We start from the raw sequence: 26,611 nt of genomic DNA on the forward strand, positions 1-26,611 counted from the left end.
TGTGCTTGTGAAGTCCAGCGCGGAGCGTCTCGCGGCGGCGCTTCAGAGTTTGTTTGATGCAGCGCAAAGAGCGGCCAATCGAGGCGATTCGCCCGCCCTGAACCAGCAAAATAGCCGCATCAAGCAGTATGCTGCCGACCCCATGAGCACCTCTTGCACCCTCAGCAGTTTGACCTGGACCGATGCGTTGACCTTGAATCAGCCGCAGATCGACCAAACCCATCAAGAATTTGTCGTCTTGCTGAATCAACTGGGTAACAGCTTGCATCACCTTGACAGTGCGCTGCCCATCTACCAACGCCTGCTGACTCATACCGAGCAGCACTTCGCAATGGAAGAAGGTTTTATGGCCGCTACCGGCTTTGCGCCCGACAACTGCCATAGCAAACAACACGCGATGGTGTTGGATGTGATGCGCCAGGTCTTGGTGCACACCCATGCCGAGCATGATTTGGAGCCGATGCGCAATTTGCTGCTGGAGTTGGTCAACTGGTTTCCGGCCCATGCCGAAATGATGGATGCCGCCTTGGTCTTTCATATGGAGCAAGTTGGTTTCGACCCGGCAACCGGGGCCGTCAGCAAAGCTGCCATGGCTGACGCCGAGACTATCAGTTCCTGCGGCAGCAAAGCTTGTAGTTGATCGCCTTGGGCTGGGCCGCTGCTGACAAACGCTGACAGCGCCAGCGTTGACAATGGCGCCATGGCCACATCGCCGCTGCCCACTTCCGCCCTGCTGCCCGAGCGCTTGATTGCACACTTGGACATGGATGCTTTTTATGCCTCCGTGGAGTTGCTGCGCTACCCTGACTTGAAGGGCCAAGCCGTGGTCATTGGCGGGCGCCGCAGCCATGCGCCCGTGACCTTGGAAGATGGCAGTCGTCGCTACTCCAGGCTGCGCGACTACACCGGCCGCGGCGTCATCACCACCTCGACCTACGCAGCCCGCGACCTGGGTGTGTTCTCGGGCATGGGTTTGATGAAAGCGGCCTTGCGGGCGCCCGACGCCATCCTTTTGCCGACCGATTTTGATGCCTACCGACTCTATTCACGTCTGTTCAAGGCGGCGGTGGCTGAGTTGGCGCCAGTGATCGAGGATAGAGGCATTGACGAGATCTACATCGACCTCAGCGACATCGCCGGCATCCGCGAGGCCGTCGGACATGACCCCCTGGGCGGCCTGCGTGCGATCGCGCGCGAGATCAAGAATTCGGTGTTTCGGGCCACCGGCCTGACCTGCTCGATCGGCATCACCCCCAACAAGCTGCTCTCCAAGATCGCGTCCGATCTGGATAAGCCTGACGGCATCACGCTGTTGACCGAGGCCGATATCCCGACCCGCATCTGGCCGCTGGGCGTGCGCAAAATCAACGGTATCGGCCCCAAGGCGGCGGCCAAGCTCTTGGCCCTGGGCATTGAAACGGTCGAGCAATTGGCCCAAGCCCACCCGCCTCTGCTGATCACCCACTTTGGCAATAGTTTCGGCACTTGGCTGCATGAAGCCGCTCATGGGCGCGACAAGCGCGCGGTGGTCACGCACAGCGAGCCGGTCTCGATCAGCCGCGAGACGACGTTTGAGCGCGACCTGCATGCGGTGCATGACAAGGCCGAGTTGGGTGCCGTATTCACCAAGTTGTGTGAGCAAGTGGCCAGCGACCTCTTGCGCAAGGGTTATCAAGGCCGCACGATTGGGCTCAAGCTGCGCTTCGAAGGCTTTCATACCGTCACGCGTGACCTGACCCTGCCCTTGCCGACGCAAGATGCACTGGCGATAAGGCGTGCCGCCGGCGCCTGCTTGAAACGGGTGCCTCTGGACAAGCGGATTCGGCTGCTCGGCGTGCGGGTTGGGGGTTTGAGCCGGCCAGGGTCGGTGCAGGCGCTTGGCGGCAAGACGCGCAAAACCCCGAGCCCGGCAGCCGGCCCAAGACCGGAGAACCTCGCCCTGTTCTGACTGTTGTTTTCCGGTCTTGCCGGGCAGGCTCGAAGACGGAGCAAAGTGGCGGCGCACTGACAAGCCGCCGCAAAGCCCTTATCCTTGCGTCGCGCCACAAGTGGTGGCGCTCCAGCCAGGAGTGCGGAGCAAGTGTCAGACACCGTGCCAGAGCCAGGTCAGTCCGCAGCATTGGACGAAGTGCTGATGCGCCTTGCACGGCAGGCCAAGCGGCACCCCATCTGCGCGCTGCGCCGCTATGAGTCGCTCGAACAGCTGCTGCAAAGCCAGGGCAATATGGCGGCCGCCATCGACGTGCTCTACACCCGCTTCAATTTGCTCGAACACATGGGCCGCGCGCAGCAATTGCTTGGCAGCTTGAATCAGGCCCAGGGCCAAGCTGCCACGGCGGGCTTGTCTGCTCAAGCGGCGCGCATGTTGGAGGCCTTGGGGCGCATCGCCTACCAAACCGGCGACTACTTGATGGCGACCGAAAAATGGACCCGCGCCATCGATCTGGCGCAATTGGTGGGCGAGCTGCGCATTGGCGTTGCGGCCCGTATTGGCCTGGGTCAAATCCATTACGCCATGGGGGCATGGGACAACGGCCGGCGCTTTCACCGCGACGCCGCCAACTTGCTGGCCAGCCTTGATGACAGCTATTTGGAGGCCAAGCTGGCTCTGAATTTAGGCGTGGGCAATTACGAGAATTCGCAGCTGGAAGAAGCAGAGCAGCAATTCAGCAAAGGTCTGGCCGCTGCCCGGCGCGGTCAGCACCTGGAATTTGAAGCCGAAGCCTTGTGGCATTTGGCCCGCGCAGCCCTGCTGCGAGGACAGACCGATTTGGCCGCACAGCAGTGCCGGCTGGCCTTGGACATGGCCACCCGTCTGGGGCATTTATGGCTGGAGAGCGTCGCCAGCCAGACCTGGACCGAGATTGCACTGGCGCGCAACGACCATGCCGAAGCCTTGAAGAGTGCGCAGTTCGCCCTTGAGCAAGCGCTGCGCATACAGTCGCGCGCGCAGGAGAGCCGCTCGCATCAGCAACTGGCCCAGCTCTATCAATCCCAGGGCAATCTGAAAGCCGCCCTGACCCATTTATGGAAGCATGTTGACGTGCAGGCCGAGATCGAACGCTTGAGCTTGCCCGAGAGGCTGGCCAAGCTGGCCCATTACGACATCTCGCGCAAGCCGCCCGACGAGTTGCTGCTGGAGCTCTCGAACCAGCAGTGGCCGCTTGAAAGCACTGCCGAACTCAAGCAAGCCTTTTTAGAGTTGAGCGCCAAAGCGCAGAAGATTCTCGCGCTCGACAAGGTCAGCCTTTGGTGGGCCAATGAGGTGCCCGGCGTCTATGTCCTGCTGCAGCAACAGCCCGTAGATGGCGATGGCGGTGGCGATGACAACTCAGCTCAAGCTCCCCGTCTGAGCGAGCCCGCCCAAGCCGCCTATTTGAAGCTGCTGACACAGCGGCGTGAACCCTTGTTCTTGGCCGATTTGAGCCTGCACCCCTGTCTGCGTGAGCTGAGCGGCCTGGGCCTGATGCAGGGCGCCAGCTCGCAGATAGAGATCCCGCTGTTTGTGCAGCAGCAACTGCGAGCCGTGCTGTGGTTGACCCAGCATGGCCAAGCGCGCGCCTGGTCGCGCCAAGACCAATTGCAAGCCAGCCATTTGGGCAAGGTTTTTGAGCGTGTGCTGTTGAGTGCCGACCTTGCCCTGGCCCAGCAGACGCAGGCCTTGATGGAGCAGGAAAAGGCAGACGCACTCGGCCGGCTTGTGGCCGGCGTGGCACATGAGGTCAACACCCCGATAGGTGTGGCCGTCACGGCTGCCTCCAGCGTGTCAGACAACGCACAACGCCTGGTCGAGCTGCTGGCCAGCGAGCGCATCAGCCGCAGCGAGTTGCAACTCTTGTCGGCGCGATTGAAGACTGGCTCGGAACTGGTTGAGCGCAATTTGGAGCGTGCCGCAGGTCTGATCGGCAACTTCAAAAAAGTCACCGTCGATCAGGCCTCGGAGGCGGTCAGCGAGTTCCAGCTGGCCGACTATTTGAGTAGCGTGATTTCGGTGCTCAGCCCCGCGCTGCGCAAGGCGGGCGTGGAAGTCAGTTTGGCCATAGACCCCGAGATTGAGCTCTACATGGCGTCCGGCCTGCTGACTCAGGTGATCTCGAATCTGATCATGAACAGCATCTACCACGCCTTCCCCGAGAGGCGCGGCGGGAAAATTCGGATCAGCGCGCGCCAGGATGAGCACCATGTCTGGCTGGATGTGGCCGATGACGGCATTGGCGTCAGCGCGGCCGTGCGGGCACGCATGTTCGAGCCCTTCTTCACGACCAAGCGCGGCCAAGGCGGCTCGGGACTGGGCATGTACATCGTGCAATCCATCATGGAGCGCATCGGCGGCAGCATTGAGTTACCCGAGACTGAACAAGGCTTGTGCGTGCGCCTGGGCTTGCCCGTTCAAAAAAGAAGTTAGGCTCAATGCCTCGGCAAACAGTTCAAGACTTGCGCGTCGGCAAACTCCACAACCACCATGCGACACAGGCACAAGATGCGCCGGGCAGCCAAGCCCAGAGCAGCGGCAACTTGAACAAGGCCGTGACCGAACCGAAGGCCATCATCACGCTGGCCAACTGCTTGGCTCGCAGCGGCACCGCCCGGGTCGCGCGCCAGTCGCGCACCATCGGGCCGAACAGTTTGTGGTCCAGCAACCAGCGCTCGCAGCGGCTGCTGCCGCGCGAGAAGCAAAACGCGGCCAAGAGCACAAAGGGCGTGGTCGGCAGCAGCGGCACAAAAATACCGACGAAGCCCAAGACCAGGCTGGCAATGCCGGCCAACAGCCACAAGACCCGCTGCCAGGTCAGGCGAGCCGGGAGAGGCGGCGCGGACCGCTCGGCGGTCAAGGGGAGTTCATCTTGCATCGAAAAGGCGATTTGGATTGGGATCGGGGCTGGGTTTCAGTATTCTCTCAGCTGACTCCGCTAGCATGTCCTTCGACAACACCGTAAAACACCCAGAGACACCCACCATGCCCGTGATCACCTGCATCGAAGACCTGCGCGTTCTGGCTCAAAAGCGCGTGCCGCGCATGTTCTATGACTATGCCGACTCCGGCTCATGGACCGAGAGCACCTACCGCGCCAATTCGGCGGACTTCCAGGCCATCAAGCTGCGCCAACGCGTCGCGGTCAATCTGGAAAATCGCTCCACCGCGACGCAGATGATTGGCGTTGATGTGGCGATGCCGGTGGCGATTGCGCCGACCGGCCTGACCGGCATGCAGCATGCCGACGGCGAGATTCTGGCGGCCCGCGCGGCCGAGAAGTTCGGTATTCCCTTCACCTTGTCGACGATGAGCATCTGCTCGATCGAGGACGTCGCCGCACGCACGCAAGCGCCGTTTTGGTTCCAGCTCTATGTGATGAAGGACCGCGCCTATATCGAGCGCCTGATCGACCGCGCCAAGGCGGCTCGCTGTGGCGCCCTGGTGCTGACGCTGGATCTGCAAATCCTCGGTCAACGCCACAAAGACATCAAGAACGGCCTGTCCGCGCCGCCGAAGCCGAGCATCGCCAACCTGATCAATTTGATGACCAAGCCGCGCTGGTGCCTGGGTATGTTGGGCACACCCCGGCGCCAGTTCGGCAATATCGTCGGCCATGTGAAGGGGGTCGAGAACATGGGCTCCCTGTCCGAGTGGACGGCCCAGCAGTTTGATACCGCGCTGAACTGGGGCGATGTCGAGTGGATCAAAAAACGCTGGGGTGGCAAGCTGATTCTGAAGGGCATCCAGGATGTCGAGGACGCGCGGCTGGCCGTCAACTCCGGCGCAGATGCCTTGATCGTCAGCAACCATGGCGGGCGCCAGCTCGACGGCGCGGAGTCCAGCATCCACGCGCTGCCTGCCATCGTTGACGCGGTGGGCAGCCAGATCGAGGTGCATATGGACGGCGGCATCCGCTCGGGCCAGGATGTGCTGAAGGCCCGCGCGCTCGGCGCACGCGGCACCTATATCGGCCGAGCATTTTTATATGGCCTGGGCGCGATGGGTGAAGCCGGTGTCACCAAGGCACTGGAGATCATTCACAAGGAACTCGACCTGACGATGGCTTTTTGCGGCCACACGCAGATTGATCAGGTCGGGCCCGGTGTTTTGCTGCCACCCAGAGCGCGCTGAAGCATCAAGACTTCAGGGCTCCAAACGCCGCACCTTGGCGGAATGATTGCTGCCCTCGAGTTCCAAGGCATAGGAGCCAAACAAGGCACGCCTGATCTTGACCTTGGGGTTTTGCAAATAAAGCGTGGCCGAACTGCCATCGACAATTTGCCAGCGCTGCCCGTTGGCCAGCGTGATCACTTGTTTAGGTCCCCAGCCTTGGAACAGTCCCTGGATTTCGCTGTCCACTTCTTGTATCTCAGCCTTGGGGGCTGCTTGCTCAAGGCCAAAGCTGGCGGCGGCTGGAGCGGCGGTCGCGCTCTTGGCCGAGCTTGGGGTCGGTGGGGTCTTGGCCGCCGCCTGAGCATCCACCCAAGCGTCATAACAAAGCAGGCGCGCTTGCGGCTCAGCCACGGCGCGGCATTGCTGCGCCGACTGCATTGTTTGAGCCTGAGCACGAGCCGGTGCGATCAGAGATGACATCGGGATCGCGATCAGGGCGGTGGCAAAAGCCAGGCGGTTGGCAAGAAATCGGCGCATGAGTGCTCGGTTCAATCAAAGCTATAACGGTGGGCATGGTACTTTGGAATTGGCCCAAACCGCTCACCCAAGCTTCCAGTCAAGCGTCCACTCAAGCGCCCATTGAAGCGCCCGCAGGGCCGCATTCATCTGCGAACGGGCGCCCAATTGAAGAAACCGGTGAATTTCGAGCCTGGCCTAGCAGACCCTGGTCCAGGCTCCTAGCTGCGCGTCGTCACCTTGCGAAACGCCACCAACAGAGTCAAACCAGCCAGCATCAGCGCGAAGCTTTGCGGTTCCGGCACCGCCGGGCCGATGCCGGTGTCGACCCAGTTGGTGCGCGCCGTGCCGTCGCCCAGCGCCACCCAACTGCCATGCCCCGGGCCGCCGCCTCCAAAGGAGACGATCTCCAGATAGCGGCCGCTGGTCGGCGCGAATTGGAAGGTCAAGACCTGACCTGCCGTCGTCACACCGGCTTGGGTGGCAAGCGGCGTCAGGCCAGCGTAGTTGCCGGCGATCGGGCTGTTCGACAAGTAGACCCATTTGGCCGTGTTGTAGCCGGTCTCTTCGCCGACGGTGACGCGCACCTCGGTCAGGGTCTGGGTTGAAAGCATATCGGCTTGCACCCAATGGGTGAACCAGCCGCCGGCATTCCAATAGCCGCCATTGAACGCTGATTGCGCCGAGCCGCCGGCTGTTTGGTCGGCCGAGTAAGCGGCGAAAGGCAGGTCATCGGCATAGGGCGAGATCACCGGTGCGGCCTGTGTGGCCGTTTGAGCCAGCACGCAAGCCAGGGCGGCGGCGACGGATTTGAGCTTTGACATGGGAGCACCTCTTGATGGCGTTGAGAGTCTGACGGCCTGCTTGGCCGACACCAACTAACGCACAAGAAAATGCCCAGACGGCTCATGTTTGAGAAAAGAAACTACAAAGCTCCGCCCAGCGCGACATAGGCCAGCGCATGGTCGCCGGCCAGCGCCGTGATCGCATGGGCGCGCTGGTAGTCGCGCTTGGCCTCGGCCCGCCAGCGCGTTCGCTGTGCGGGCTCCCATTGCGCCAGCAAGGCCTCGGCCTCGGCCAAATTAAGCAAGGCGTCGCGGGCCTTGGCGGCCTCGGCCAAGGGCGTCAACACGGCCTGGGATTGGTGCAACAAGGCCAGCGCCGGCGCCGCCTGGCCGCTGCCATACAGGGCCCGCGCCAGATAGATGTTTTGCCAAGCCTGCAGGCGCGTCAGATGCGCACTGGGCTGTTTGGCGGCGCGCGCTGCGAGGCCGGCCAGCGCCACCTTGACGACCAGCAGCGCCTCCCCGTAGCGCTGGTTTTCGACCAAGGCACGGCCGTGATGCAAGGCCACGCGGGGTAAATCGGCCTCCCATTTATTGCCCGGCCCGGCTTCGCGCACCAGCCGCTCGCACTGGCTCCAGGACAGCTGGGTGGCCCACAAGGCCGCGGCCACATCGGGCTGGCGCAACAAGATCACGCCCAGATTGGCGGCCTCGCTGACCACGCCGTCAATCACAGCCGTGTTGTTCGGCGCCAGCGCGGCCGCGGCCTGGCGCGAGGCCACGGCGGCCTCGGCCTGCACGCGCGCCTCGGCGAGCTTGTTGACGCGTGCCAGCGTCAACGCCCGAGCGCCGTACAGCGAGGCTTGAATCTCATGCCACTGTGGCTCCTTGGTCGTTTGCCCCAAATGCGCCAGCAAGGCCTCGCCCTTGGCCAGCCATTGCAGACCAAGCTCGGGCTTATTCAGGCTGGCGTTGGTCTGGTTGTCATAGAACAAGCCCATGCGCAGCAGCGCCGCCGCCCGGGTCAGCTGCACCGCGCGGCGCTTGTCCGGCGGCACGGCGGCGTCGGCCTCGTCCAAGCGCGCCAGTGCCTTCTCCATCAGCTGCACCGCCTCGGCCGGCTTCTTTGCAGCGCGCAAAACCAGCGCCTGCACCTGCAGCGCCTGCACATACAGGCCGACAAAATCGGCATCGCCGCGCTGCTGCGGCCAGACCCGTTCGGCCAGGGCGACGGCGCGATTGGCAAACTCGGCCGCCTCGGCGCCCTTGTTCAAGGAAGCCCCGTTGTCATCGGCCTCGATGTCAGCCAAGCGGGCATAGACGGCGGCCAGATCGGCCTGCCAGTCACTGTCTTGCCCACCCTCGGTGGCCAGTTGCTCCAGGTGTTTAAGGAGATCCTTCAGCAGACTCTCCTTGACCTTGAGCCCGCCCGGCAAATGGGTGATGGCGTCACCATGGCGCAGCACCACTTCGCGGGTGATGTTGCGAATGCGCGCCAGATGGGCTTGCGCGGCGTCGCGCGCCATGGCCGCCTGATGCGCCTGCCAGCTGGCACCGGCCGTGCCGCCGATCAGCGCCAACAGCGCCAGCAGCCCCAAGCCCACCGGCAGCCGATTGCGGCGCACGAATTTACCCAGCAGATAGCCTCGGCTGGGCGCATGGGCCGATACCGGATAACCGGCCAAATGAGCGCACACATCGGCGGCAAAGGCCTCGACCGAGGCATAGCGGCGAGCGGGGGTTTTCTCCAGCGCCTTCAGCAAAATATTGTCCAGATCACCGCTCAAGCGCTTGCGGGTCGCGAGCCAATCCGGCCTGAACCCCGCATCCTGGCTGAGGCCGCTGGGCTTGGTCGGCGTTTCATCCAACACGCTGCGGGCCGCCTCGGCCGGCGTGGTGGCGCGCCGGCCGGTCGGGCGCACGCCAGTCAACACCTGATAAAGCAATACGCCGAGCGAATAAATGTCGGTCGAGGTGGTGACCGGCTCGCCGCGCACCTGCTCGGGGCTGGCGTAATTGGGCGTGAACGGGCGCACCGTGCCGACCGTCGTGTTGGCGTCATGGCCGTCAGCGCCTTCATCCGGGTCGAGCGCTTTGGCGATGCCAAAATCCAAGAGCTTGACCTGACCCTCGGGCGTCACCAGCACATTGCCGGGCTTGAGGTCGCGGTGCACCAGCAGCGCCCGGTGGGCATGCGAAACCGCGTCGCTGAGTTGCAGGAACAAGGCCAGCCGCTGCTCCAGCGTCAAGCCGCTGACGGCGAGATCGAGTGGCTGCCCGTCGACATACTCCATCACAAAAAACGGCAGGCCATCGGCACTCAAGCCCGCGTCCAGCAGGCCGGCGATATGAGGATGCTGCAGCCGCGCCAGTGCTTGGCGCTCTTGCGCAAAGCGCTGTAAAACGGCCACCGAATCCATACCGCGCTTGAGCAATTTGATCGCCGCCCTGCCCTGGTACTGGCCATCGGCACGCCTCGCTTCGAACACCTCGCCCATGCCGCCAGCCCCCAAGGGACGCACGATCTCCCAAGCACCCAGGCGCTGGCCACTGCGGGCGGCGCCTCCGGCCAGGCTTTGGGCCGCCGATTCGGCCAGGAAATCCCGCTCGCTGGTTCCATCAAGATGGTGGGCTAGCAGCGACAAGACCTCGGTGCGCAAGGCGGTGTCGGCCGCCGCCTCGCTCATCACAAAGGCCTCACGCTGCGCCGGCGGCAGCGCCAGAGCCCGCTCGAACAAGGCCTTGACGTCCGACCAAGCGTGGGGAGCTGGAGGCAAATTGGGCATGGCCTCAATTCTCCAGCAGGCTTGCGCGTGGCCCTATCCGCACAAGCCCTCTGTTCCGGCATTGCGGGCCAGGTTCACAATCGCCACGATGGACACAAGCCCCGCCTGCGCTGACCTGAGCCTTTGGCTGAGCAAGCTAGATCCCAGCGCCTCGGCCAACCAGGCCAACGAGATATTTGCCGCGCTCTACAGCGAACTCAAGCGCGCGGCTTCAGCGCAGATGCGCAAGGAGCCGGCCGGCCACACGCTCAGCGCCACCGCCCTGACCCATGAGGCCTGGTTTCGCCTGAACGAGCAAACGCGCACCGAATGGCAAAGCCGCAGCCACTTCATCGGTGTTGCCGCCTTGATGATGCGGCGCATCCTGGTCAACCATGCGGTCGCCAAACAGGCGGCCAAGCGCGAGGCCGAGCTGGTGTCCCTGAACCTGACCGAGGCCGCGGAAATCGGCCAAAGCATCAACAGCGAGGTGGTGCTGGTGCACGAGGCCTTGCTGGCCTTTGAGTTGATCGACGCGCGCGCGGCCAAAGTAGTTGAGCTGAAGTTTTTTGGCGGCCTGGAGATCGAAGAAATCGCCGAGTTACTGGCCATTTCACCGGCTACCGTCAAGCGCGACTGGACGATGGCGAGGGCTTGGTTGCACAGGGAGTTGGCGCCGCCATAGGGCGATGCCGTTCAGGCGGTGATTTGATCAAGTTCGGCCCGGCCAACCCCCTGCGCCGTTTGGCTCGAGCGCCCGGCCTAACTCTGTGAATGACTGGTTAAACTGCGCACATACAGGACCAGGGACGACCATGACAAGCTCCGACACCCAAGCAGCCGAACCCAAGCGCGGTTTCAAGTTCCCCGGCGCCGTCACCACGCTGGCCATCGTCACTTTGCTGGTCTGGGTCGCGACGCTGTTTATCCCAGCAGGCCAATACCAGCTTGATGCCGACGGCTCGCCCATCCCCGGCACCTATCAGCAGCAGCCTTCACCCTTGAGCCTCAAACAAGCGGCCGAGCAACTGGTGCTGGCGCCGGTCAACGGCGTGTACGGCTTGCATAACTCAAATACCAAGCGGGTCGACAGCGAAACCGTCGGCCGCATGTTCGGGCAGATCGGCGTGATCGTATTCATCATGTCCATTGGCGCCTTTATCTCGGTCAGCTTCGCCACCCGCGCACTTGAAGTGGCCGTGGCGGCGCTGGCCGACCGGCTACGAGAAAAAGGCTGGATGCTGATCGCCGCCGTCATGACGCTGTTCTCGCTGCTCGGCTCCACCATGGGGTTTTCGGTCGAGACGCTGGGGTTTTACGCGCTCTTCATCCCGCTGATGAGCGCGCTCGGCTATGACAGACTGGTGACCGCCTCCATGATCATCATCGGCGCCCTGGTCGGTGTGATGAGCTCGACCGTCAACCCTTTTTCCATCGGCGTCGCCGCCGGCGAGGCGGGCATTTCGATCGGCGACGGCATCGGCCTGCGCTTCGTGCTCTGGGTCGTGCTGACCGCGATGGCCATAGGCTGGGTGTTGCGCTATGCGGCCCGGGTACGCCGCGACCCCTCGGCTTCGCTGGTGGGTTGGGATGCACCGCAGGACGCCACATCGACCGCTGAGTCCAGTCCAGCCACTGAGGTTCAATCACAACTGACCGTCACGCAGAAATGGGTGCTGGTGATCACCGGATTGGCCTTTGGGCTGATGATCTTCTCCGTCATCCCCTGGTCCAGCGTGATCGGCGGCCGCGCCGCTGCGGCCGAATATTACGTCTTGCACAAGGTGGTGGACGCCAGGCCCTTCTGGTTCGAGTTGAATTGGTGGTTCCCGCAACTGGCCATGCTCTTCATCCTGGCCTCGGTGCTGGTCGGCATCGTGGCCGGCATGGGTGAGAAAGAGACGGTGCGGCTGATTGCCGCCGGCGCCTCGGACATGATGGGCCCGGCCATGGTGGTGCTGTTGGCCGGCGGGGTGTCGGTGATCATGAACAACACCCAAACGCTGGACACGATTTTGCACTCGATGGAGCGGTTGGTGACCGGTGCGTCGGCGGGCTTTTTCGTGTTTCTGACCGTGTTGGTGAATATCCCGCTGGCCATTTTGATTCCGTCCAGCTCGGGCCATGGCGCGCTGGCCATGCCGCTGCTGGCGCCGCTGGCCGACTTCGCGCAAGTCAGCCGAGCCAGCACCATCACCGCCTGGATCATGGGTCACGGTCTGGCCCTGTTGATGGCGCCGACCAGCGTGGTGCTGGTCGGCGGCTTGGCGATCGCCAAGGTCGGCTATGACAAATACCTGCGCTTCGTCTGGCCGCTGCTCTTGGCCTTGTTCGCCGTGTCCACCTTGATCATCGGGATTGCGGCGACGCTGGAGTGAAGCCGGGATTGGCTCAAGGCGTGACCGTCGCCGTCACGCTCAAGCCGGTGTAGGCGCTATAGCCGTAGACGCCGACGTAATAGGTTCCTGCGGCCGCTGAAGTGATGCTGCAGGTCTCGGTACTGGTAGCACCGTCGCTCTTGCAGCCATAGGTCGTGGTGGTGGGCCGGCTGTCCTTGCGCACGAAGAGATCGGCGTCGCCATTGCTGCCCTTGACGGCGACCGTCAGCTTGGACGCGGCGCTCGGCAAGGCAATAGCGTAATAGCTCCAAACGCCGGTGGCGCCACTTTGATTGAGCAAGGGCACGCCGTTGCTCAGCGGTGTGGCGGGGATCTCGGTGCCGCCGGTCAAGCTGCCCTGAATCGCGTAGTAGCCCACCGACGAATAGTTCGAAAAACCGTTCTGCGGCGTGCCCTCGGCGCCGCCCTGAATTTTGAGCTGATAGCTGCCGGCACCGAGTTGCAGATTCTTGAACTCGGCCGAGCGGTTGACCGCCAGATTGCTGCGCGCCAGCACCTGGCCGGCGGCATTGATGACGGAGGCGTCCACGTCCAACATGCGCAGATACTCGATGGGGTCGATGCGCAGATTCAGCACGCCCGAAGCCGCGACCGTGAAGTTGAAGACATCGCTGTCGCTATTGCGCTCGATCTGGCCCCAGTTGTCCTGCGGGTTGATCTCACCCGCCGAGCGCAACACAAGCGCTTTGCCACTGACGTTGTCGTCCGCCACATAGGGCACCGACTCGTTGACCGTCATGATGCGGAAATCATCTTCCTGGTTGTTGGCGGTGCTGTATTCGCCGCGGCTCCAGGTAAATAACTGGTTGGCCCAGCTGCCCCCCATCCAGTAATTGCCCATGATGGGGCCCCATTGATAGGCGGCAATGCCTTCGAAATACTCACCGCCCGTGCCGCCGCCATCATGCGACATGCCCATCTGGTGGCCGACCTCATGCGCCCCTGTCATGCCGATGCCGTAGCCATAGTCAAAGCCGGCCGAGGGGTTCCGGTAAAGCGTGCCGGCCGATGTGGTGCCGAAGGCCCGCAGCGGCGCAAACGAGCGGCCGTCCTGGTTGACGAAATTGATGATGCCGGTGCGCAAGGTGTTGGCCGTGCGGGCCGCGTCATAGACGGCGCGGTTGGTGGTGACGTTCATATTCAACATCGAATACTGGTCGGCCACCGACTGCCAGGCCCGGTACATCTGCTCTTTGCTGACGCCGTTGAGCGGTGTGCTGCCGCTCATTACCGCCGTCGTGTTGAGGTAGAACACCCAGGGGCTGCCGGGCTTGCTCTCCAGTTTGGTGACGTCCTGATTGGCATAGGGGCCGATATGCGGCGCCTGGCGCAAGGCCATGGGGCTGTAGACGGGTGCGGCCACGGCAAGAGCGGTCAAGTTCTGCGCCAAGGCGTAGTCGCGCTGAAACTTCTCTTCAAAGTCGGGGAAAACCAAGGTGTAGGGCACTTCGCGAACCGTCACCTGACCGAGCTCATTGCTGCTGTACTCAAAGGCCTTGCGGCTGTCATTGAGGGCCAAGAAGCCGCGCAGGCTCTTGCTATTGCCCTTCAGGAAGAACACCGAATTCTGATTGCCCAGCGCATGGCCAGAGATCGACACCGAGCCGTTCTTGTCAAAGAAGTCCTTGATCTGCACCGCCAGCGAGTTGGCGCCCAAAGTGCGGAAAAAAGTCGTGCGTGAACCCTTGTGCTGATCACGCAAGGCCTGAATCACCTGCTCGCCGCTGCCGATGTCGACGCTCAGGGGATCCGCCTGGGCCGGGTCTATGGGCTGAGCCTGCGTCAGGCCGGCGAGGGACAAGAAGGCCGCAATGGCCAGCAGATTCTTTTTGGACATGGGACTGTCTCCGGGCAAAGGATGGTTCGAGGAGTCAACAAGCGTGGCGCGGCGTGAATTGCCGGCGCCCGCAGTGTCCTCGCCCCTGCTGCTGGCCCGCTATAGGCATAGTTGACAGTGTGGGCCGAGCAGAGCTCCATTTCCCCCAAAAAATCAATCGCTGAAGCTGGCGCCCTGCTCTGCATTCAGCCGCAGCAGTTGCGCAGGCTTGAACCTGTCACCATAGGCTGCAGCCAGTTGCTCGCTGCGTTCGACAAAGCGAGGCAGGCCCAGCGCATTGATGAACTGCAAGGCGCCGCCCTGGAAGGGCGCAAAGCCCCAGCCAAAGATCGAACCGATATTGGCATCGGCCACCGAGCGCAAGACGCCCTCCTCCAGGCAACGCGCCGCCTCATTGGCCTGCACGAACATCAAGCGGTCTATCAACTCAGGCTGGCCCGGTTGCCGCGCAGCCAAAGGGTAATGTTCGGCCAGACCGGCCCACAAGGACTTGCCGTCTTCCCCATAGTCGTAAAAGCCCTGCCCGGCCTTCTTGCCGATGCGGCCGAGCGCGCACATCTGCCGCAGCACGCTCTCGCCTGGATGAGCGGTATAGGTCCGGCCCTCCTCGATCAGGTCTTTGCGGGTCTGATCGGCCACATGCAGAGCCAGACTCAGGGACACCTCATCCTGCAGCGCCAAGGGCGGCATCGGCATGCCGGCCTGCAGCCCGGCTTGTTCGATGGACCGGGGGTGCACGCCTTCCTTGAGCATGGCCAGGCCTTCCATCACATAGGTGGCGAAGACACGCGAGGTGTAAAAGCCGCGGCTGTCATTGACGACGATAGGCGTCTTGCCAATTTGCTGCACAAAGTCAACGCCGCGCGCCAGGGTCTCGTCCGAGGTCTGCGCACCGACAATGATTTCCACCAGCGGCATCTTGTCCACCGGCGAGAAGAAATGCAGGCCGATGAAGTGGGCCGGCCTAGCGCTGGCGCGGGCCAGACCGCTGATCGGCAAGGTCGAGGTATTAGAGGCCAAGACCGCATCCGCACCGATGACGTCCTCGGCCTTTTGCGTCACCTCGGCCTTGACCGCCCGGTCCTCGAAGACCGCCTCGATCACCAGCTCACAGCCGGCCAGCAGGGCGTAATCTGTGGTCGGCATGATCCGCGCCAGCAGCGCTTGACGGGCTTCTGGCGTGCTACGGCCTTTCTTGACGGCCTTGTCGAGCAGGCTTTGCGAATAGGCCAGGCCTCGTTCGGCCGCCTCTTGCGTACTGTCCAGCAGCACGACCTCGATGCCGGCCTTGGCCGCCGCATAGGCAATGCCTGCCCCCATCATGCCGGCACCCAAGACCCCGAGCTTGGCGACTTTTGCGGCCGCAAACCCGGCAGGGCGCGACTGGCCCTTTTTGATGGCGGCCAATTGGTACCAGAGCGTGCCGATCAGATTGCGCGACTCGGGGCTGATCGCGCAGGCCGCGAAGTAGCGCGACTCGATGACGAGGGCCGCGTCGAAGCCGACCACGCCACCTTCGAACACCGAGCTCATGATGTGAGTGACGGCCGGGTAGTTGCCATAGCTCTTGGCGCTGGCCATCGAGGGCGCGACCGAGAACAGCTGGGCTGCGGCCGGTGTTCGCGAGTCGCCGCCGGGGTAGCGGAACTTCGGCGCATCCCAGGGCTGCTTTGGTTTGGAGTTGGCCAAGCACCAGGCCCGCGCCTGCTGCAGCGCTTCATCCTTGCTGGCCACCAATTGGTTCACCAAGCCGCTGGCCAAGGCCTCAGCAGCCCGGACTTCCGTGCCCTCGGCCATCCACTGCAGCGCTTGCTGCATACCGACCAAACGCGGCATCCGCACGGTGCCGCCGCCACCGGGTAGCAGCCCCAGTTTGACCTCGGGCAGACCCAGGCGCGCCTTGCCATCATCGACGACGATGCGCCAATGGCAGCCCATCGCGATCTCCAGTCCGCCGCCCAGGCACATGCCGTGGATCGCGGCCACCACCGGCTTGCCGCACAGCTCCAGCCGGCGGATAAAGGCCTTCAGCTGCATGGACTCATCAAAGGCCTCTTGGGTGCTGCTGATCGCCCAGAGACGGTCCACATCGGCACCGGCCAGAAAGTCCTTTTTGGCCGAAGTCAGGATCAAGCCCTTGATGGCCGGATCGGTCTCCAGGCGGCCGACGATTTCGGCCAAGGGGGCGGCCATGGCCTCGTTCAAGATATTCATGGGCCGGCCGGCCGAGTCCATCGTGGCGACGAGGATGCCGTCGTCGCCAAGTGCGGTGCTGATGTCTGCTGTCATGCTGCGCGCCCTAAATCCGTTCGATGATGGTGGCAATGCCCATGCCGCCGCCGACGCAAAGGGTCGCGCAGCCGGTGGACAAATTGCGCCGTTCCAGCTCGTCAAGCAGGCTGCCGAGGATGATGCAGCCGGTGGCGCCGAGCGGGTGGCCCAGCGCGATCGCGCCGCCATTGACATTGACGCGCTCAAGGCTAACGCCCAGATCACGCGCCGTCTTCAACGGCACGACGGCAAAGGCCTCGTTGATCTCCCACAAATCGATATCGGCCGCCACCATGCCGGCGCGGGCCAAGGCCTTGTGGCAGGCCGGCGTCGGGCCGGTCAGCATGATGGTCGGCTCCGAGCCGACCACCGCCGCCGCCCGAATCAAGGCGCGCGGCTTCAGCCCGACCTTGGCGCCACCGGCGGCGTTGCCGATCAGCATCAGGGCCGCGCCGTCCACGATGCCCGAGGAATTGCCGGCATGGTGGACATGGTTGATGCGCTCGACGGTGGTGTAGCGCCTCAGCGCGGTGGCATCAAAGCCCATGCCGCCCATCATGGCGAAGGAGGGTTCGAGTTTGGCCAAGGTTTGCACCGTGGTGGCCGGGCGAATGGTCTCGTCCTCGGCCAGCATCAGCAGGCCGGCGATGTCTCGCACCGGCTGCACCGAGTGGCGGAAGTAGCCGGCAGCCCAGGCGGCCGCAGCCAGTTGATGCGAGCGGGCCGCAAACGCGTCGACCTCCGCACGGTCGAAACCCTCCAGGGTGGCGATCAGGTCGGCTCCGACGCCTTGCGGCACAAAGCCGAGCTTTTGGTTGATGCGCGGGTCCATGAACCAGGCGCCGCCGTCGCTGCCCATGGGCCAGCGGCTCATCGATTCGACCCCGCCGCCGACGACCAGGTCCTCAAAACCGCTGGCCACCTTGGCCGCCGCCAGATTGACCGACTCCAGGCCCGAGGCACAAAAGCGCGACTGCGTCAGCCCGGCCACCGACTGCGCCCAGTCGGCGTCCAGCACCGCCGTACGGGCGATGTCGGCGCCTTGCTCGCCCAGCGGCGTGACGCAGCCGATCACCAGGTCATCGACCAGGGCCGTATCGAGCGCGTTGCGCTGCTGCAAGGCTCGCAGCAGGCTGCTCAGCAGCCAGACCGGCGTAGCCTGATGCAGGCTGCCGTCCTTCTTGCCCTTGCCGCGCGGCGTGCGCAGATGATCAAAGATATAGGCCTTGCTCATAGTTTCGCCTCCCCGCAGATTTGACTGGCCGTCCTCACATGTATCGGGACGCCAATTCCTTCATGATCTCATTGGTGCCGCCATAGATGCGCTGCACGCGCGCATCGGCATACAACTCGGCGATCGGGTATTCCATCATGTAGCCATAGCCGCCAAACAGTTGCAGGCATTCATCCATCACCTTGCACTGCAGATCGGTGACCCAGGCCTTCACCAACGCAGCGCGGGCCGGATCCAGCGTGCCGCTCAAATGTGCCGTCATGCAAGCATCGACAAAAGTGCGCGCGGCCAGCACATTCGACTGCACCTCGGCCAGCTTGAAGCGGGTGTTCTGAAAATTCCAGATCGGCTGGCCAAAGGCCTCGCGCTGCTTGGTATAGGCCAAGGTGTCGGCCAAGGCCCGCTCCATCGCGCCGATCGCGCTGACGGCGATGATCAGCCGCTCCTGCGGCAGCTCTTGCATCAGCTGTATAAAACCCAGGCCTTCCTGGCCGGTATCCCCACCCAGCAAATTCTCCACCGGCACGCGGACCTCCTCGAAGAACAGCTCCGAGGTGTCCTGCGCCTTCATGCCGATCTTCTCCAGATTGCGGCCGCGCTGGTAGCCAGGCAGCAACTTGCCCGCAGCGTCCTCCACTTCGACCACCAGCAGCGAGATGCCCTTGGCGCCCTGCGCCTTGTCGGTCTTGCAAACCACGATGAGCAGATTGGCCGTCTGCCCATTGGTGATGAAGACCTTCTGGCCCGACAGCAAATAGTGATCACCGTCCCGCCGAGCCAGCGTGCGCACGCTTTGCAGATCACTGCCGGTGCCGGGCTCGGTCATCGCGATCGCGCCGATCAGCTCGCCCGTCGCCATCTTGGGCAGCCAGCGCTGCTTTTGCGACTCGCTGCCGTGATGCAGGATGTAGGGCGCCACGATGGCCGAATGCAAGCCGCCGCCAAAGCCGGATAAATTGGCCCGACCCTGCTCCATCAACATCACCGCATCATGGCCAAAGTCGCCGCCTCCGCCGCCATAGGCCTCCGGCATGGACATGCACAGCAGACCTTGGCGGCCGGCCTCGCGCCAGACCTCAGCGCCCATCACACCGGCAGCGCGAAACTCGGCCGCACGCGGCACCCAGCGCTCCCAAAAAAACCGTGCCGCCGACTCCTGCAGCATGCGGTGCTCTTCGGTGATCCAAGCGGACGGGAAAAGATCGATAGCCATGCTGCTGCCCTTGCTCAGGTTTGATTGGGAAGATCAGAATCCTTCCCCATGCTAGCCGCTGAGCGGGCCTTCCCCGCTGCGTTGGCGCAACAGCAAACACAAATGCCTGGCACGGGCCAAGGCTCAAACGATGGCCGGGTAATCCCCAAAGCCTTCCGGCCAAGCGGTCAGCAATTCGAAGCCGCTGGCGGTGACCAGCACCATATGCTCCCATTGCGCCGACAGGCTGCGGTCCTGGGTGACCACGGTCCAACCATCGGCGAGTTCTTTGATGCCGCGTTTGCCGGCATTGATCATCGGCTCGATGGTGAAGATCATGCCGGCCTGCAGCTTCATGCCTTCGCCCGGCTGGCCGAAATGGTTGACATGGGGTTGGTCGTGATAGACATCGCCAATGCCGTGGCCGCCATACTCGCGCACGACACTGAAGCCATCCCGGTGAGCGACGCTCTGGATCGCATGACCGATATCGCCCAGGGTCGCACCGGGGCGCACCTTCAGGATGCCGGCCCGCAAGGCTTCGTAAGTGGTGTTGACCAGACGCCGCGCTTGGGGCTTGGGTTCACCGACAAAATACATGCGACTGGTGTCACCGAACCAGCCGTCCTTGATCAGCGCCACATCGAGGTTGACGATGTCACCGCTTTTGAGGATTTTTGTCGGCGAGGGGATGCCGTGACAGACCACCTCATTGACCGAGCTGCACAGCGTCTTGGGATAGCCGTGATAGCCGATATTGGCCGGCGTGACTTTTAGCTCGTCGACGATGTAGTCATGGCAGATTTTGTCCAGCGCATCGGTGCTGACGCCGGGCTGTACATGCGGCGTGATCATCTGCAGAACCAGCGCGGCCAGGCGGCCGGCCTCTTTGGCCTTGACGATTTCGTCCGCCGTGCGGATCTTGACCGGGCTGCCTCTCATGCTCGGCTGCCCTGCTGAACCCTGCTCACCGGCATTGCCGAAGCACGGCAGCTGGCGGCCGTTGCCAGATCCAAGCCACCTTCCTGCTCGGCACGGATCAGCAACAGCGTGATCTCGCGGTGATCCAGGTCGGGGTGCAGCTCGGCCAGCAAGCCTATGCGCATCCAATGCTCGGCCTGCGCGTTGATGGAACGAGACAAGGCATTGCTGGCAAGGCGCAAGCTCTCGTGCATTTGGTCTGAAATTTTTACGATACCCATGTCGGCATAATATACGAAACAACTATGTTTCGTATGCCGCAAGGCTATCGCGCTTCTTGCACCTGCCCCGTGGCCTGGCCCGCCAGCGGCTCGCCCTCATCTGGCAGCAAGACCCGCCCGAACAAGAACTTGACCGCCAGCAGCAAGACCCCGGCGCTGGCCACCAACACCGCATGCAGGCCCCAGAAGTCGGTGCCGGACATCTCGTCGAGCAAGCCGGCCAGCCAGCCGACAAAACTATTGCCCAGGAACAGGTGCAGGTAGTAGATGCCTATCATCAAACCTTCAAGCCGGCGCGGCGCGGCGCGCGAATACAGCGCGATGCCGACCGGCAAGATATTGGCAAAACCCAGGTTGTTGATGAGGGTGTAGCCCAGCGTCCAGACGAAGCTGACCTTCTCGTTGGTGCCGGCGATCGAGCCGGCCGCAATAACCAGCAGCGCCGGCGCGCAGGCCGCGAGCAAGGCGCCGAAGGCCATCTTGGTCAGTTCATCGGGTTCACGCCGGCGCGTCGCCCACCAGCGCCAGAATGCGATCGAAGCCACCATGGTCGAGGTGCTGATCAACGCGTCCACCGCCTGCAGCCAGCTCACCGGCACCTGAAAGCCGAACAGCAGCAGGTCCATATGCTTTTGCGACCACAGCGGATAGGCATTGTTGAACTGCTGGTTGCCGACGATGGACAGCATCAGCACCGGGATCAGCGCGATCAGCAGCACGAATCTGGCCTTTTCTTGGCTGCTCATGCGGGGTTTGACCTCGCCCGCGCTGCGCATCGCCGTCTTGACACGGACCTCCTCGGGCGGCAAGTAGCGCCGCCCGGCCAGGTAGACCACCAAACCGATCAGCATGCCCACACCGGCCGCACCAAAGCCCCAGTGCCAGGCCACCTTCTCGCCCAGCGTGCCGCAGACGATGGGCGCCAGGATCACCGCCATCTGCACCGACAGCATGAAGATCTGGAAGGCGCTGGCGCGACGCTTGTCGCCGGGCGCATAGAGCGCGCCGACCTGCGCCGCGATATTGCCCTTGAAGCAGCCCACACCCAGCAGCAAGCAGGCCAAGGCCAGCAAAAAGCTCGCCTCAAACGCCATCAAAAAATGCCCCAGCGCCATCAGGCTGGCGCCGATCACGACGGTGCGGGTGCGGCCAAGCAAGCGGTCGGCCACCAAGCCGCCAAAAATAGGCGTTAGGTAGACCAGGCCCGCATAAAGACCAAACACGGCCGAGGCCAGTTGCTGCGGCGAGCGCGGCCCGGTGGCCCGCTCGATAAAGGCCCGCAAGGCGTCGATGCCGGCGACATTGCCGATGTTCTCGGGCAGGAACAGGTAGTTGCTGAGGTAGAGCACCAACAGCGCTTGCATGCCGTAATAGGAGAAGCGCTCCCAGAATTCACAAAAAGCCAGCCAACCCAGGCCGGCCGGATGACCGAGAAAGGCGCGATCGCGGCTGAGACGAGGGTCGTTGAGAGGGATTGAAGACACAGCAGCAATGGTCAGAAAAATTTAACAGCCGCGACTGTCCGACAGCCGCGCCAAGCACGCAAGTGGCATTAACCCATAGCTTGATGTCAATCAGCCCCCTTGGCCGCCAAGCTTGACCTCCAAAAACGCCTGCTCGGCCGAGTCATAGATCTGCGGCTCCACGCCACGCGCCGCCAAGGCTGCGCCCAGCAAGCTGCGATTGAAGCCGGCCGTGCCGTAGCGAGTCACGTTCTCGTAGAACTGATCACTCAACTCGCGCACCATCGCCGCATAGGCGTCGGCCACCTGCGCGTCGAGATGGAAATGGTCGTAGTTGACCACGCACCAGACGCGTTGCCCCTGCGACACCAATGGCTCAAGGCGGCGCTCTACCTCGGCCCGAATCGCTTCCACATCGTCCAAGCTGCGCACCGACAGACGCTCGAAATTGAGAAAGAACTGCCGCGTCGCCGCGTCATAGCTGAACCGGTCGGCCAGCGGCAGCATCAAGAGCCGGGCGCGCAGGCCAATTGCGGCTTCGCCGAACAAGGCGGCGTCCATGGCGCGCGGCGGGCTCGGCATCAAGGGCCTGAATCCCATCAAATCGAGCACATCACGCTGCAGATCCAGCCCCGGCGCCACTTCACTCAGGATCAAGCCCTCGGGGCCGAGCTGCAGCACGCAGCGCTCGGTCACATAGAGCACCTGCTGGCCGCGCCGGCTCGCCTCACGTCCGGAGAAGGTGCGCTGCTCCACTGCGGCCAAGAACTTGGGCTTGCCCTCGCTCAAAAAGCTGCCGACAAAGATCAGTCGCTTGGCGTTCTGGCTGATATTGATGAAGCCACCGGCGCCGGCCAGGCGCGAGCCAAAGCGGCTGACATTGACATTGCCCTGCGCGTCGGCCTGTGCCAAGCCCAGCACCGCCAGATCCAGGCCGCCGCCGTCATAGAAATCGAATTGATAGGGCTGATCGATGACGGCCTGTGTGTTGACCGCCGCGCCAAAATTCAAGCCCCCGGCCGGAATGCCGCCGATGACGCCGGGCTCGGCGGTCAGCGTGATCAGGTCGATGATGTGCTCTTCCGCCGCCACCGCCGCCACGCCTTCGGGCATACCGATCCCGAGGTTGACCACATCGTGGGTTTGTAGCTCCAGTGCCGCCCGCCGTGCAATCACCTTGCGCAGACTCAGGGCCATTGGCTCCACCGCGGCCAAGGGCACTCGCAACTCGCCGGCAAAGGCCGCGCTATAGGGCTCGACAAAGGTCTGCATATGGAATTCGGGCTTTTCCGCCAGCACCACCGCGTCGACCAAGATGCCGGGGATCTTGACTTGGCGTGGATTGAGGCTGCCACGCTCGGCCAGCCGCTCGACCTGCACGATCACAATGCCGCCGCTATTGCGCACGGCCATCGCGATGGCGAGTGAATCCAGCGTTAGCGCCTCGCGCTCCATGGTGATGTTGCCGTCGGCATCCGCCGTGGTGCCGCGCAGCAAGGCCACATCAATCGGGAAAGCCTTGTAGAACAGATAAGGCTCGCCGTCGATCTCCATCAAGCGCACCAAGGCCTCGGTGCTGCGCGCGTTGACCGCGCCGCCGCCATGGCGCGGGTCGACAAAGGTATCCAGCCCAACCCGGCTCAGATGGCCGGGCTTGCCGGCGGCGATATCGCGGTAAAGATGACTGATCACGCCTTGCGGCAGGTTCCAGGCCTCGATGTCGCCGGCGAGTGCCAGCTTTTGCAAGGCCGGCACCAGCCCCCAATGCCCGCCCACCACACGCCTGAGCAGGCCTGGGTGGCCGAAGTGATTGAGGCCGCGCTGCTTGCCGTCGCCTTGGCCCGCCGCATAGACCAGGCTCAGGTCGCGCGGCCGGCCGCTGCGCAAATAGCGCGCCTCCAGTGCCACCGCCAGGTTCTCGGCGAAGCCGATGCCGACAAAGCCCGAGGTGGCGAGGCAGTCGCCGTCGTGAATCAACGCCACCGCCTCGGCAGCGGCCACCACCTTGCCATGTTCCATGGTCTGCAGCGCATGCAACTGCGCCAGGCGCAGCGAACGTGGGCTGTCTTCGGGCGGGCTGTCTTCGGGCGGGCTTTGAACAGGCTGTGTCATCGATGCTCCGGCTGGCTGCTGGCTGCAGTGTCGCTGCCATGGCTGCAATTGGAGCCCTGCCCAAAGCCCGCCGGCCTAGGGAGTTACGCTAGCAATCTGCCGGGCCAGCACGCGGCGCCTTACAGCGCATTCATCTCCCGCAGCAAGTGCTCGGCCTTGTCCACCACCTTCATTTGCCAAAGCATATAGCGCGCATCCAGACAGATGCTGCGTGATTTCTTCAGATCGAAATCCCAGCTGTCGATGACGCTGTCCAGCGTGCCGTCAAACAGCAAGCCCACCAGTTCGGCTCGATCGTTCAAGACCGGCGAGCCGGAGTTGCCGCCGGTGGTGTCCAGCGTGGCCAGGAAGTTCACCGGCACCGAGTCCAGGCTGGCAACCGCATATTTATCGAATTGACGCGCCTTGATGGCAGCCAACTGCTGCGCCGGTGCATTGAATTCGCCCTCGCCGGTGTGCTTGACCGGGATACCGCGCAGCGTCGTGAAGGCCTGCCAATCCGAACCGTCGACCGCGCCCTTGCGGCCCTGAACATGCCCGAAAGCGACCCGCAAGGTGCCGTTGGCATCCGGGTAGACCGCCTCGCCCTTGCTGGCCTTGAAGGCAATCATGGCCTTCATCGTGCTGGTATAGGCTTGACCGAGTTGGCCGCTGATTTCCTTGTCGCGCGCCTCGCGCGCTTCGTCATCGGCGTACAGCGCCACCGCGGCTTTGATAAAGCTGTCATCACTGGCCTTGAAGGCCGCCACATCGCGCTGCAACCAGGCCATGCGCTGGGCTTGCTGGTTCAGCTGGCTGGCGCCATAGAGCTTGGCCAGGCGGGCCTTGATGGCCACCTCGTCCATGCCGGCTTGCAGGCCCAAGGCGGCCAGCAAAGGCTGGTTCAATTGCGCCGCTGGTTTGGTCAGGTACTGGGCCAAGAAATGAGCGCTCAGGCTTTTATCCACCTGCTCGTCATAGCGGCGCTGCAGGGTTTCCATGCTCTGACTCAGGCGCAAAACATCACGGCTTTGGTAGCCGGGCTTGCGCTGTGCATCGGGCAAGGCTTGCTGCTGCGCATGCTCATAGAGCGTGCGAGCAGCATCGAGCAGGCGCGGCGAGGTGTAGGCCAGCAATTGCTCGGCGCGGGCAATCTCCTGACGCTGCGCCAACAAGCTTTCAACCCGCGCCATGTCCGCGCCGTAAAGCGCTTGCCGGCCGGCGTCGGCGCTGACCCATTGCTTCAGCTCGGCAAAGGTCTGCGACTTGCGCGCCAAGATGTCGCTGCCTTCGAAGCTCGTCTGTTGACCCTGCATATTCTTGTAGTAATTGCCGATGCCGGCGACCCGGTCGGCCAGCGCAATTTCAGCGTCGCGGCGGCCGGCGGTCGCGGTCTTGATCAGCGCCAGTTGTTCGCCCATCAGTTTGATGCGACTGGGTTGCTCCCACGAGAAGGTGAAGTCCACCTCGGCCGGCAGGCGGTGCCGATTGGTGCGGCCGGGGTAGCCGGTGACCATCAAAAAATCGCCCTCTTTGAGCGGCTGGGTCGCCAGCTTGAGGTGATGCTTGGGCTCAAACGGTTTGTTGCTCGGGCTGAAATCGGCCGGTCGTCCGTCCGGGCCCACATAGGCGCGGTAAAAACTGTAGTCGCCGGTGTGGCGCGGCCACATCCAGTTGTCGGCGTCGCCGCCGAACAGGCCCACCCCCAGCGCCGGCGCATGCACCAAGCGGACATCGCGCAACTCCATCTGCTTGATCAGCTGGTACTGCAAGCCGCCATAAAAGCTGGCCACCTGGCAGCGATGTCCGGCGTCGGCCTCGCAGGCCGCCGTCAAGCGCTTTTGGCTCGCCTCGATCGCATCAAAGCGGGCCTTGCCACTGAGTGCCAGCGTCTTGGCATCCAGCACTTGCTCGCTGACATCCGTCACCGCGACCGTCACATAGACGCGGCTGCCCGGTGCTGCGGGCAACTCTTCGCTCAAGCCGGCAGCCAAAAAACCGTCTTTAAGCAAATCACGCTGCGCGCTGGAGTTGTACTGGATGCTGCCGTAAGCGCAGTGATGATTGGTCACGATCAAACCCAGCGGCGACACGAATGAAGCGGTGCAGCCGCCCAGGCTGACCACCGCCCCCATCGGGAACTCGGTCAGCTGCGACAACCGGCTGGGCTCGATCTGCAGGCCGGCGGCGCTCAGCGCCTTGGAAATTTGCGGCAATTGCTGCGGCATCCACATGCCTTCGACAGCCTGAGCGGGCAGCTGCGCTATGCAGACAAGAACCGCTGAAAGAGAGATTAACTTCATTTTTCTGATGCGCACGAGAACCCAGCCTTTTCAAAGAGGCCCGCAGCCTACACCGTGGGCAGCCCCCTGCCAAAAGTAAGGCTCTAGGGGTTTTCACAGCCGGTAGCGCGCTTCGACTGGATAAACCCCCAGCCTTGACCGATTGCCAAGCTGACATGAAACTGACAGCCACTCACCCGCATGCACGGAGGTTTGCCATGACCCTGATCCAACTGACTCAGATCAAGCGCTGGCTATTTCTGCACGGGCGCCGGCACCCGCTGGAGTTGTGTGCCTGGGACATGGTGCTGACGGCTTGGGTACTCGGCTGGGTGGCGCTGCCCGCACTGCTATTACTGCATGCTTGGCCGCTGCTGCCCTTGTGCCCGGCGGGCTTTTTACTGCCTGGCCTTTATGCCTCGTGGCGAGTCCGGCTGCACCGCAGCGGGCGCCTGCGCTGCGACTGGCTGACGGCACTTTGACGCC

20 protein-coding genes are annotated in these 26,611 nt (G+C 63.3%); 7 read left to right on the forward strand and 13 right to left on the reverse strand.

Annotation, left to right across the window (positions count from 1 at the left end):
• Positions 1-142 precede the first annotated feature (142 nt).
• From LNV09_RS11940 to LNV09_RS11950, 3 genes are all read left to right on the forward strand, one after another.
• Complete coding sequence (locus tag LNV09_RS11940) at positions 143-640, forward strand: hemerythrin domain-containing protein (RefSeq protein ID WP_263557307.1); 498 nt, start codon at positions 143-145, stop codon at positions 638-640.
• A gap of 60 nt (positions 641-700) precedes the next feature.
• Positions 701-1,948: a DNA polymerase Y family protein gene (locus LNV09_RS11945; protein ID WP_263557308.1), complete on the forward strand. Its 1,248-nt coding sequence runs from the start codon at positions 701-703 to the stop codon at positions 1,946-1,948.
• 132 nt (positions 1,949-2,080) lie between these two features.
• Entirely contained in the window at positions 2,081-4,405 is a 2,325-nt protein-coding gene (locus LNV09_RS11950) for a sensor histidine kinase (RefSeq protein ID WP_263557309.1), read from the forward strand.
• A gap of 22 nt (positions 4,406-4,427) precedes the next feature.
• Here the strand turns inward: LNV09_RS11950 and LNV09_RS11955 are convergent, their stop codons facing one another.
• Positions 4,428-4,850: a YbaN family protein gene (locus tag LNV09_RS11955; protein ID WP_263557310.1), complete on the reverse strand. Its 423-nt coding sequence runs from the start codon at positions 4,848-4,850 to the stop codon at positions 4,428-4,430.
• Between the two features lie 107 nt (positions 4,851-4,957).
• On the opposite strand from LNV09_RS11955, the gene LNV09_RS11960 reads away from it, so the two are divergent.
• Complete coding sequence (locus LNV09_RS11960) at positions 4,958-6,106, forward strand: alpha-hydroxy acid oxidase (protein ID WP_263557311.1); 1,149 nt, start codon at positions 4,958-4,960, stop codon at positions 6,104-6,106.
• 12 nt (positions 6,107-6,118) lie between these two features.
• Here LNV09_RS11960 and LNV09_RS11965 read toward each other — a convergent pair whose 3' ends face one another.
• From LNV09_RS11965 to LNV09_RS11975, 3 genes are all read right to left on the reverse strand, one after another.
• Positions 6,119-6,625 (reverse strand): hypothetical protein, encoded by a 507-nt coding sequence (locus LNV09_RS11965; RefSeq protein WP_263557312.1) that lies wholly within the window; start codon positions 6,623-6,625, stop codon positions 6,119-6,121.
• A gap of 200 nt (positions 6,626-6,825) precedes the next feature.
• Positions 6,826-7,428: a PEP-CTERM sorting domain-containing protein gene (locus LNV09_RS11970; RefSeq protein WP_263557313.1), complete on the reverse strand. Its 603-nt coding sequence runs from the start codon at positions 7,426-7,428 to the stop codon at positions 6,826-6,828.
• A gap of 101 nt (positions 7,429-7,529) precedes the next feature.
• On the reverse strand, positions 7,530-10,175 hold the full coding sequence (locus LNV09_RS11975) for a serine/threonine-protein kinase (protein ID WP_263557314.1): 2,646 nt from the start codon (positions 10,173-10,175) through the stop codon (positions 7,530-7,532).
• 88 nt (positions 10,176-10,263) lie between these two features.
• Between LNV09_RS11975 and LNV09_RS11980 the strand changes: the two genes are divergently transcribed.
• On the forward strand, positions 10,264-10,839 hold the full coding sequence (locus LNV09_RS11980) for an ECF-type sigma factor (RefSeq protein WP_263557315.1): 576 nt from the start codon (positions 10,264-10,266) through the stop codon (positions 10,837-10,839).
• Positions 10,840-10,969: 130 nt separating this feature from the next.
• A complete protein-coding gene (locus LNV09_RS11985; RefSeq protein WP_263557316.1) occupies positions 10,970-12,532 on the forward strand; it encodes a YfcC family protein in 1,563 nt (520 codons plus the stop codon).
• A 13-nt stretch (positions 12,533-12,545) separates the two neighbouring features.
• On the opposite strand, the gene LNV09_RS11990 is transcribed toward LNV09_RS11985, so the two are convergent.
• The 9 genes from LNV09_RS11990 to LNV09_RS12030 form a co-directional block, all read right to left on the reverse strand.
• Positions 12,546-14,390 carry a pre-peptidase C-terminal domain-containing protein gene (locus tag LNV09_RS11990; RefSeq protein ID WP_263557317.1) on the reverse strand — a complete coding sequence of 615 codons (1,845 nt, stop codon included), beginning with the start codon at positions 14,388-14,390 and terminating at the stop codon, positions 12,546-12,548.
• 153 nt (positions 14,391-14,543) lie between these two features.
• The gene (locus LNV09_RS11995; protein ID WP_263557318.1) at positions 14,544-16,679 is read right to left on the reverse strand and encodes a 3-hydroxyacyl-CoA dehydrogenase NAD-binding domain-containing protein; all 2,136 of its coding nucleotides are present in this window, start codon (positions 16,677-16,679) and stop codon (positions 14,544-14,546) included.
• A gap of 10 nt (positions 16,680-16,689) precedes the next feature.
• Entirely contained in the window at positions 16,690-17,895 is a 1,206-nt protein-coding gene (locus tag LNV09_RS12000) for an acetyl-CoA C-acetyltransferase (protein ID WP_263557319.1), read from the reverse strand.
• A 34-nt stretch (positions 17,896-17,929) separates the two neighbouring features.
• Positions 17,930-19,108 carry an acyl-CoA dehydrogenase family protein gene (locus LNV09_RS12005; protein ID WP_263557320.1) on the reverse strand — a complete coding sequence of 393 codons (1,179 nt, stop codon included), beginning with the start codon at positions 19,106-19,108 and terminating at the stop codon, positions 17,930-17,932.
• 123 nt (positions 19,109-19,231) lie between these two features.
• Positions 19,232-20,029 carry a type I methionyl aminopeptidase gene (gene map / locus LNV09_RS12010; protein ID WP_263557321.1) on the reverse strand — a complete coding sequence of 266 codons (798 nt, stop codon included), beginning with the start codon at positions 20,027-20,029 and terminating at the stop codon, positions 19,232-19,234.
• The gene (locus LNV09_RS12015; protein ID WP_263557322.1) at positions 20,026-20,289 is read right to left on the reverse strand and encodes a ParD-like family protein; all 264 of its coding nucleotides are present in this window, start codon (positions 20,287-20,289) and stop codon (positions 20,026-20,028) included. Before LNV09_RS12015 ends, map begins: the two co-directional genes overlap by 4 nt.
• A 44-nt stretch (positions 20,290-20,333) precedes the next feature.
• On the reverse strand, positions 20,334-21,773 hold the full coding sequence (locus tag LNV09_RS12020) for a peptide MFS transporter (RefSeq protein ID WP_263557323.1): 1,440 nt from the start codon (positions 21,771-21,773) through the stop codon (positions 20,334-20,336).
• Between the two features lie 90 nt (positions 21,774-21,863).
• Entirely contained in the window at positions 21,864-23,771 is a 1,908-nt protein-coding gene (locus LNV09_RS12025) for an acyl CoA:acetate/3-ketoacid CoA transferase (RefSeq protein ID WP_263557543.1), read from the reverse strand.
• Between the two features lie 212 nt (positions 23,772-23,983).
• Positions 23,984-26,146 carry a S46 family peptidase gene (locus LNV09_RS12030; RefSeq protein ID WP_263557324.1) on the reverse strand — a complete coding sequence of 721 codons (2,163 nt, stop codon included), beginning with the start codon at positions 26,144-26,146 and terminating at the stop codon, positions 23,984-23,986.
• 197 nt (positions 26,147-26,343) lie between these two features.
• Between LNV09_RS12030 and LNV09_RS12035 the strand changes: the two genes are divergently transcribed.
• A complete protein-coding gene (locus tag LNV09_RS12035; protein WP_263557325.1) occupies positions 26,344-26,607 on the forward strand; it encodes a hypothetical protein in 264 nt (87 codons plus the stop codon).
• Positions 26,608-26,611: the final 4 nt, after the last annotated feature.

This window comes from Paucibacter sp. B2R-40, assembly GCF_025717555.1.
Lineage (GTDB): Bacteria > Pseudomonadota > Gammaproteobacteria > Burkholderiales > Burkholderiaceae_C > Paucibacter_A.

Bases quoted from the DNA above. Each gene is read 5' to 3' on its own strand.
- LNV09_RS12000 (WP_263557319.1), bottom strand. From the start codon at position 17,895: ATGAGCAAGGCCTATATCTTTGATCATCTGCGCACGCCGCGCGGCAAG.
- LNV09_RS12035 (WP_263557325.1), top strand. From the start codon at position 26,344: ATGACCCTGATCCAACTGACTCAGATCAAGCGCTGGCTATTTCTGCAC.
- LNV09_RS11995 (WP_263557318.1), bottom strand. From the start codon at position 16,679: ATGACAGCAGACATCAGCACCGCACTTGGCGACGACGGCATCCTCGTC.
- LNV09_RS11990 (WP_263557317.1), bottom strand. From the start codon at position 14,390: ATGTCCAAAAAGAATCTGCTGGCCATTGCGGCCTTCTTGTCCCTCGCC.
- LNV09_RS12030 (WP_263557324.1), bottom strand. From the start codon at position 26,146: ATGAAGTTAATCTCTCTTTCAGCGGTTCTTGTCTGCATAGCGCAGCTG.
- LNV09_RS11960 (WP_263557311.1), top strand. From the start codon at position 4,958: ATGCCCGTGATCACCTGCATCGAAGACCTGCGCGTTCTGGCTCAAAAG.
- map (WP_263557321.1), bottom strand. From the start codon at position 20,029: ATGAGAGGCAGCCCGGTCAAGATCCGCACGGCGGACGAAATCGTCAAG.
- LNV09_RS11980 (WP_263557315.1), top strand. From the start codon at position 10,264: ATGGACACAAGCCCCGCCTGCGCTGACCTGAGCCTTTGGCTGAGCAAG.
- LNV09_RS12025 (WP_263557543.1), bottom strand. From the start codon at position 23,771: ATGGAACATGGCAAGGTGGTGGCCGCTGCCGAGGCGGTGGCGTTGATT.
- LNV09_RS11985 (WP_263557316.1), top strand. From the start codon at position 10,970: ATGACAAGCTCCGACACCCAAGCAGCCGAACCCAAGCGCGGTTTCAAG.
- LNV09_RS12015 (WP_263557322.1), bottom strand. From the start codon at position 20,289: ATGGGTATCGTAAAAATTTCAGACCAAATGCACGAGAGCTTGCGCCTT.
- LNV09_RS11945 (WP_263557308.1), top strand. From the start codon at position 701: ATGGCCACATCGCCGCTGCCCACTTCCGCCCTGCTGCCCGAGCGCTTG.
- LNV09_RS11955 (WP_263557310.1), bottom strand. From the start codon at position 4,850: ATGCAAGATGAACTCCCCTTGACCGCCGAGCGGTCCGCGCCGCCTCTC.
- LNV09_RS11970 (WP_263557313.1), bottom strand. From the start codon at position 7,428: ATGTCAAAGCTCAAATCCGTCGCCGCCGCCCTGGCTTGCGTGCTGGCT.
- LNV09_RS11965 (WP_263557312.1), bottom strand. From the start codon at position 6,625: ATGCGCCGATTTCTTGCCAACCGCCTGGCTTTTGCCACCGCCCTGATC.
- LNV09_RS12005 (WP_263557320.1), bottom strand. From the start codon at position 19,108: ATGGCTATCGATCTTTTCCCGTCCGCTTGGATCACCGAAGAGCACCGC.
- LNV09_RS11975 (WP_263557314.1), bottom strand. From the start codon at position 10,175: ATGCCCAATTTGCCTCCAGCTCCCCACGCTTGGTCGGACGTCAAGGCC.
- LNV09_RS11940 (WP_263557307.1), top strand. From the start codon at position 143: ATGAGCACCTCTTGCACCCTCAGCAGTTTGACCTGGACCGATGCGTTG.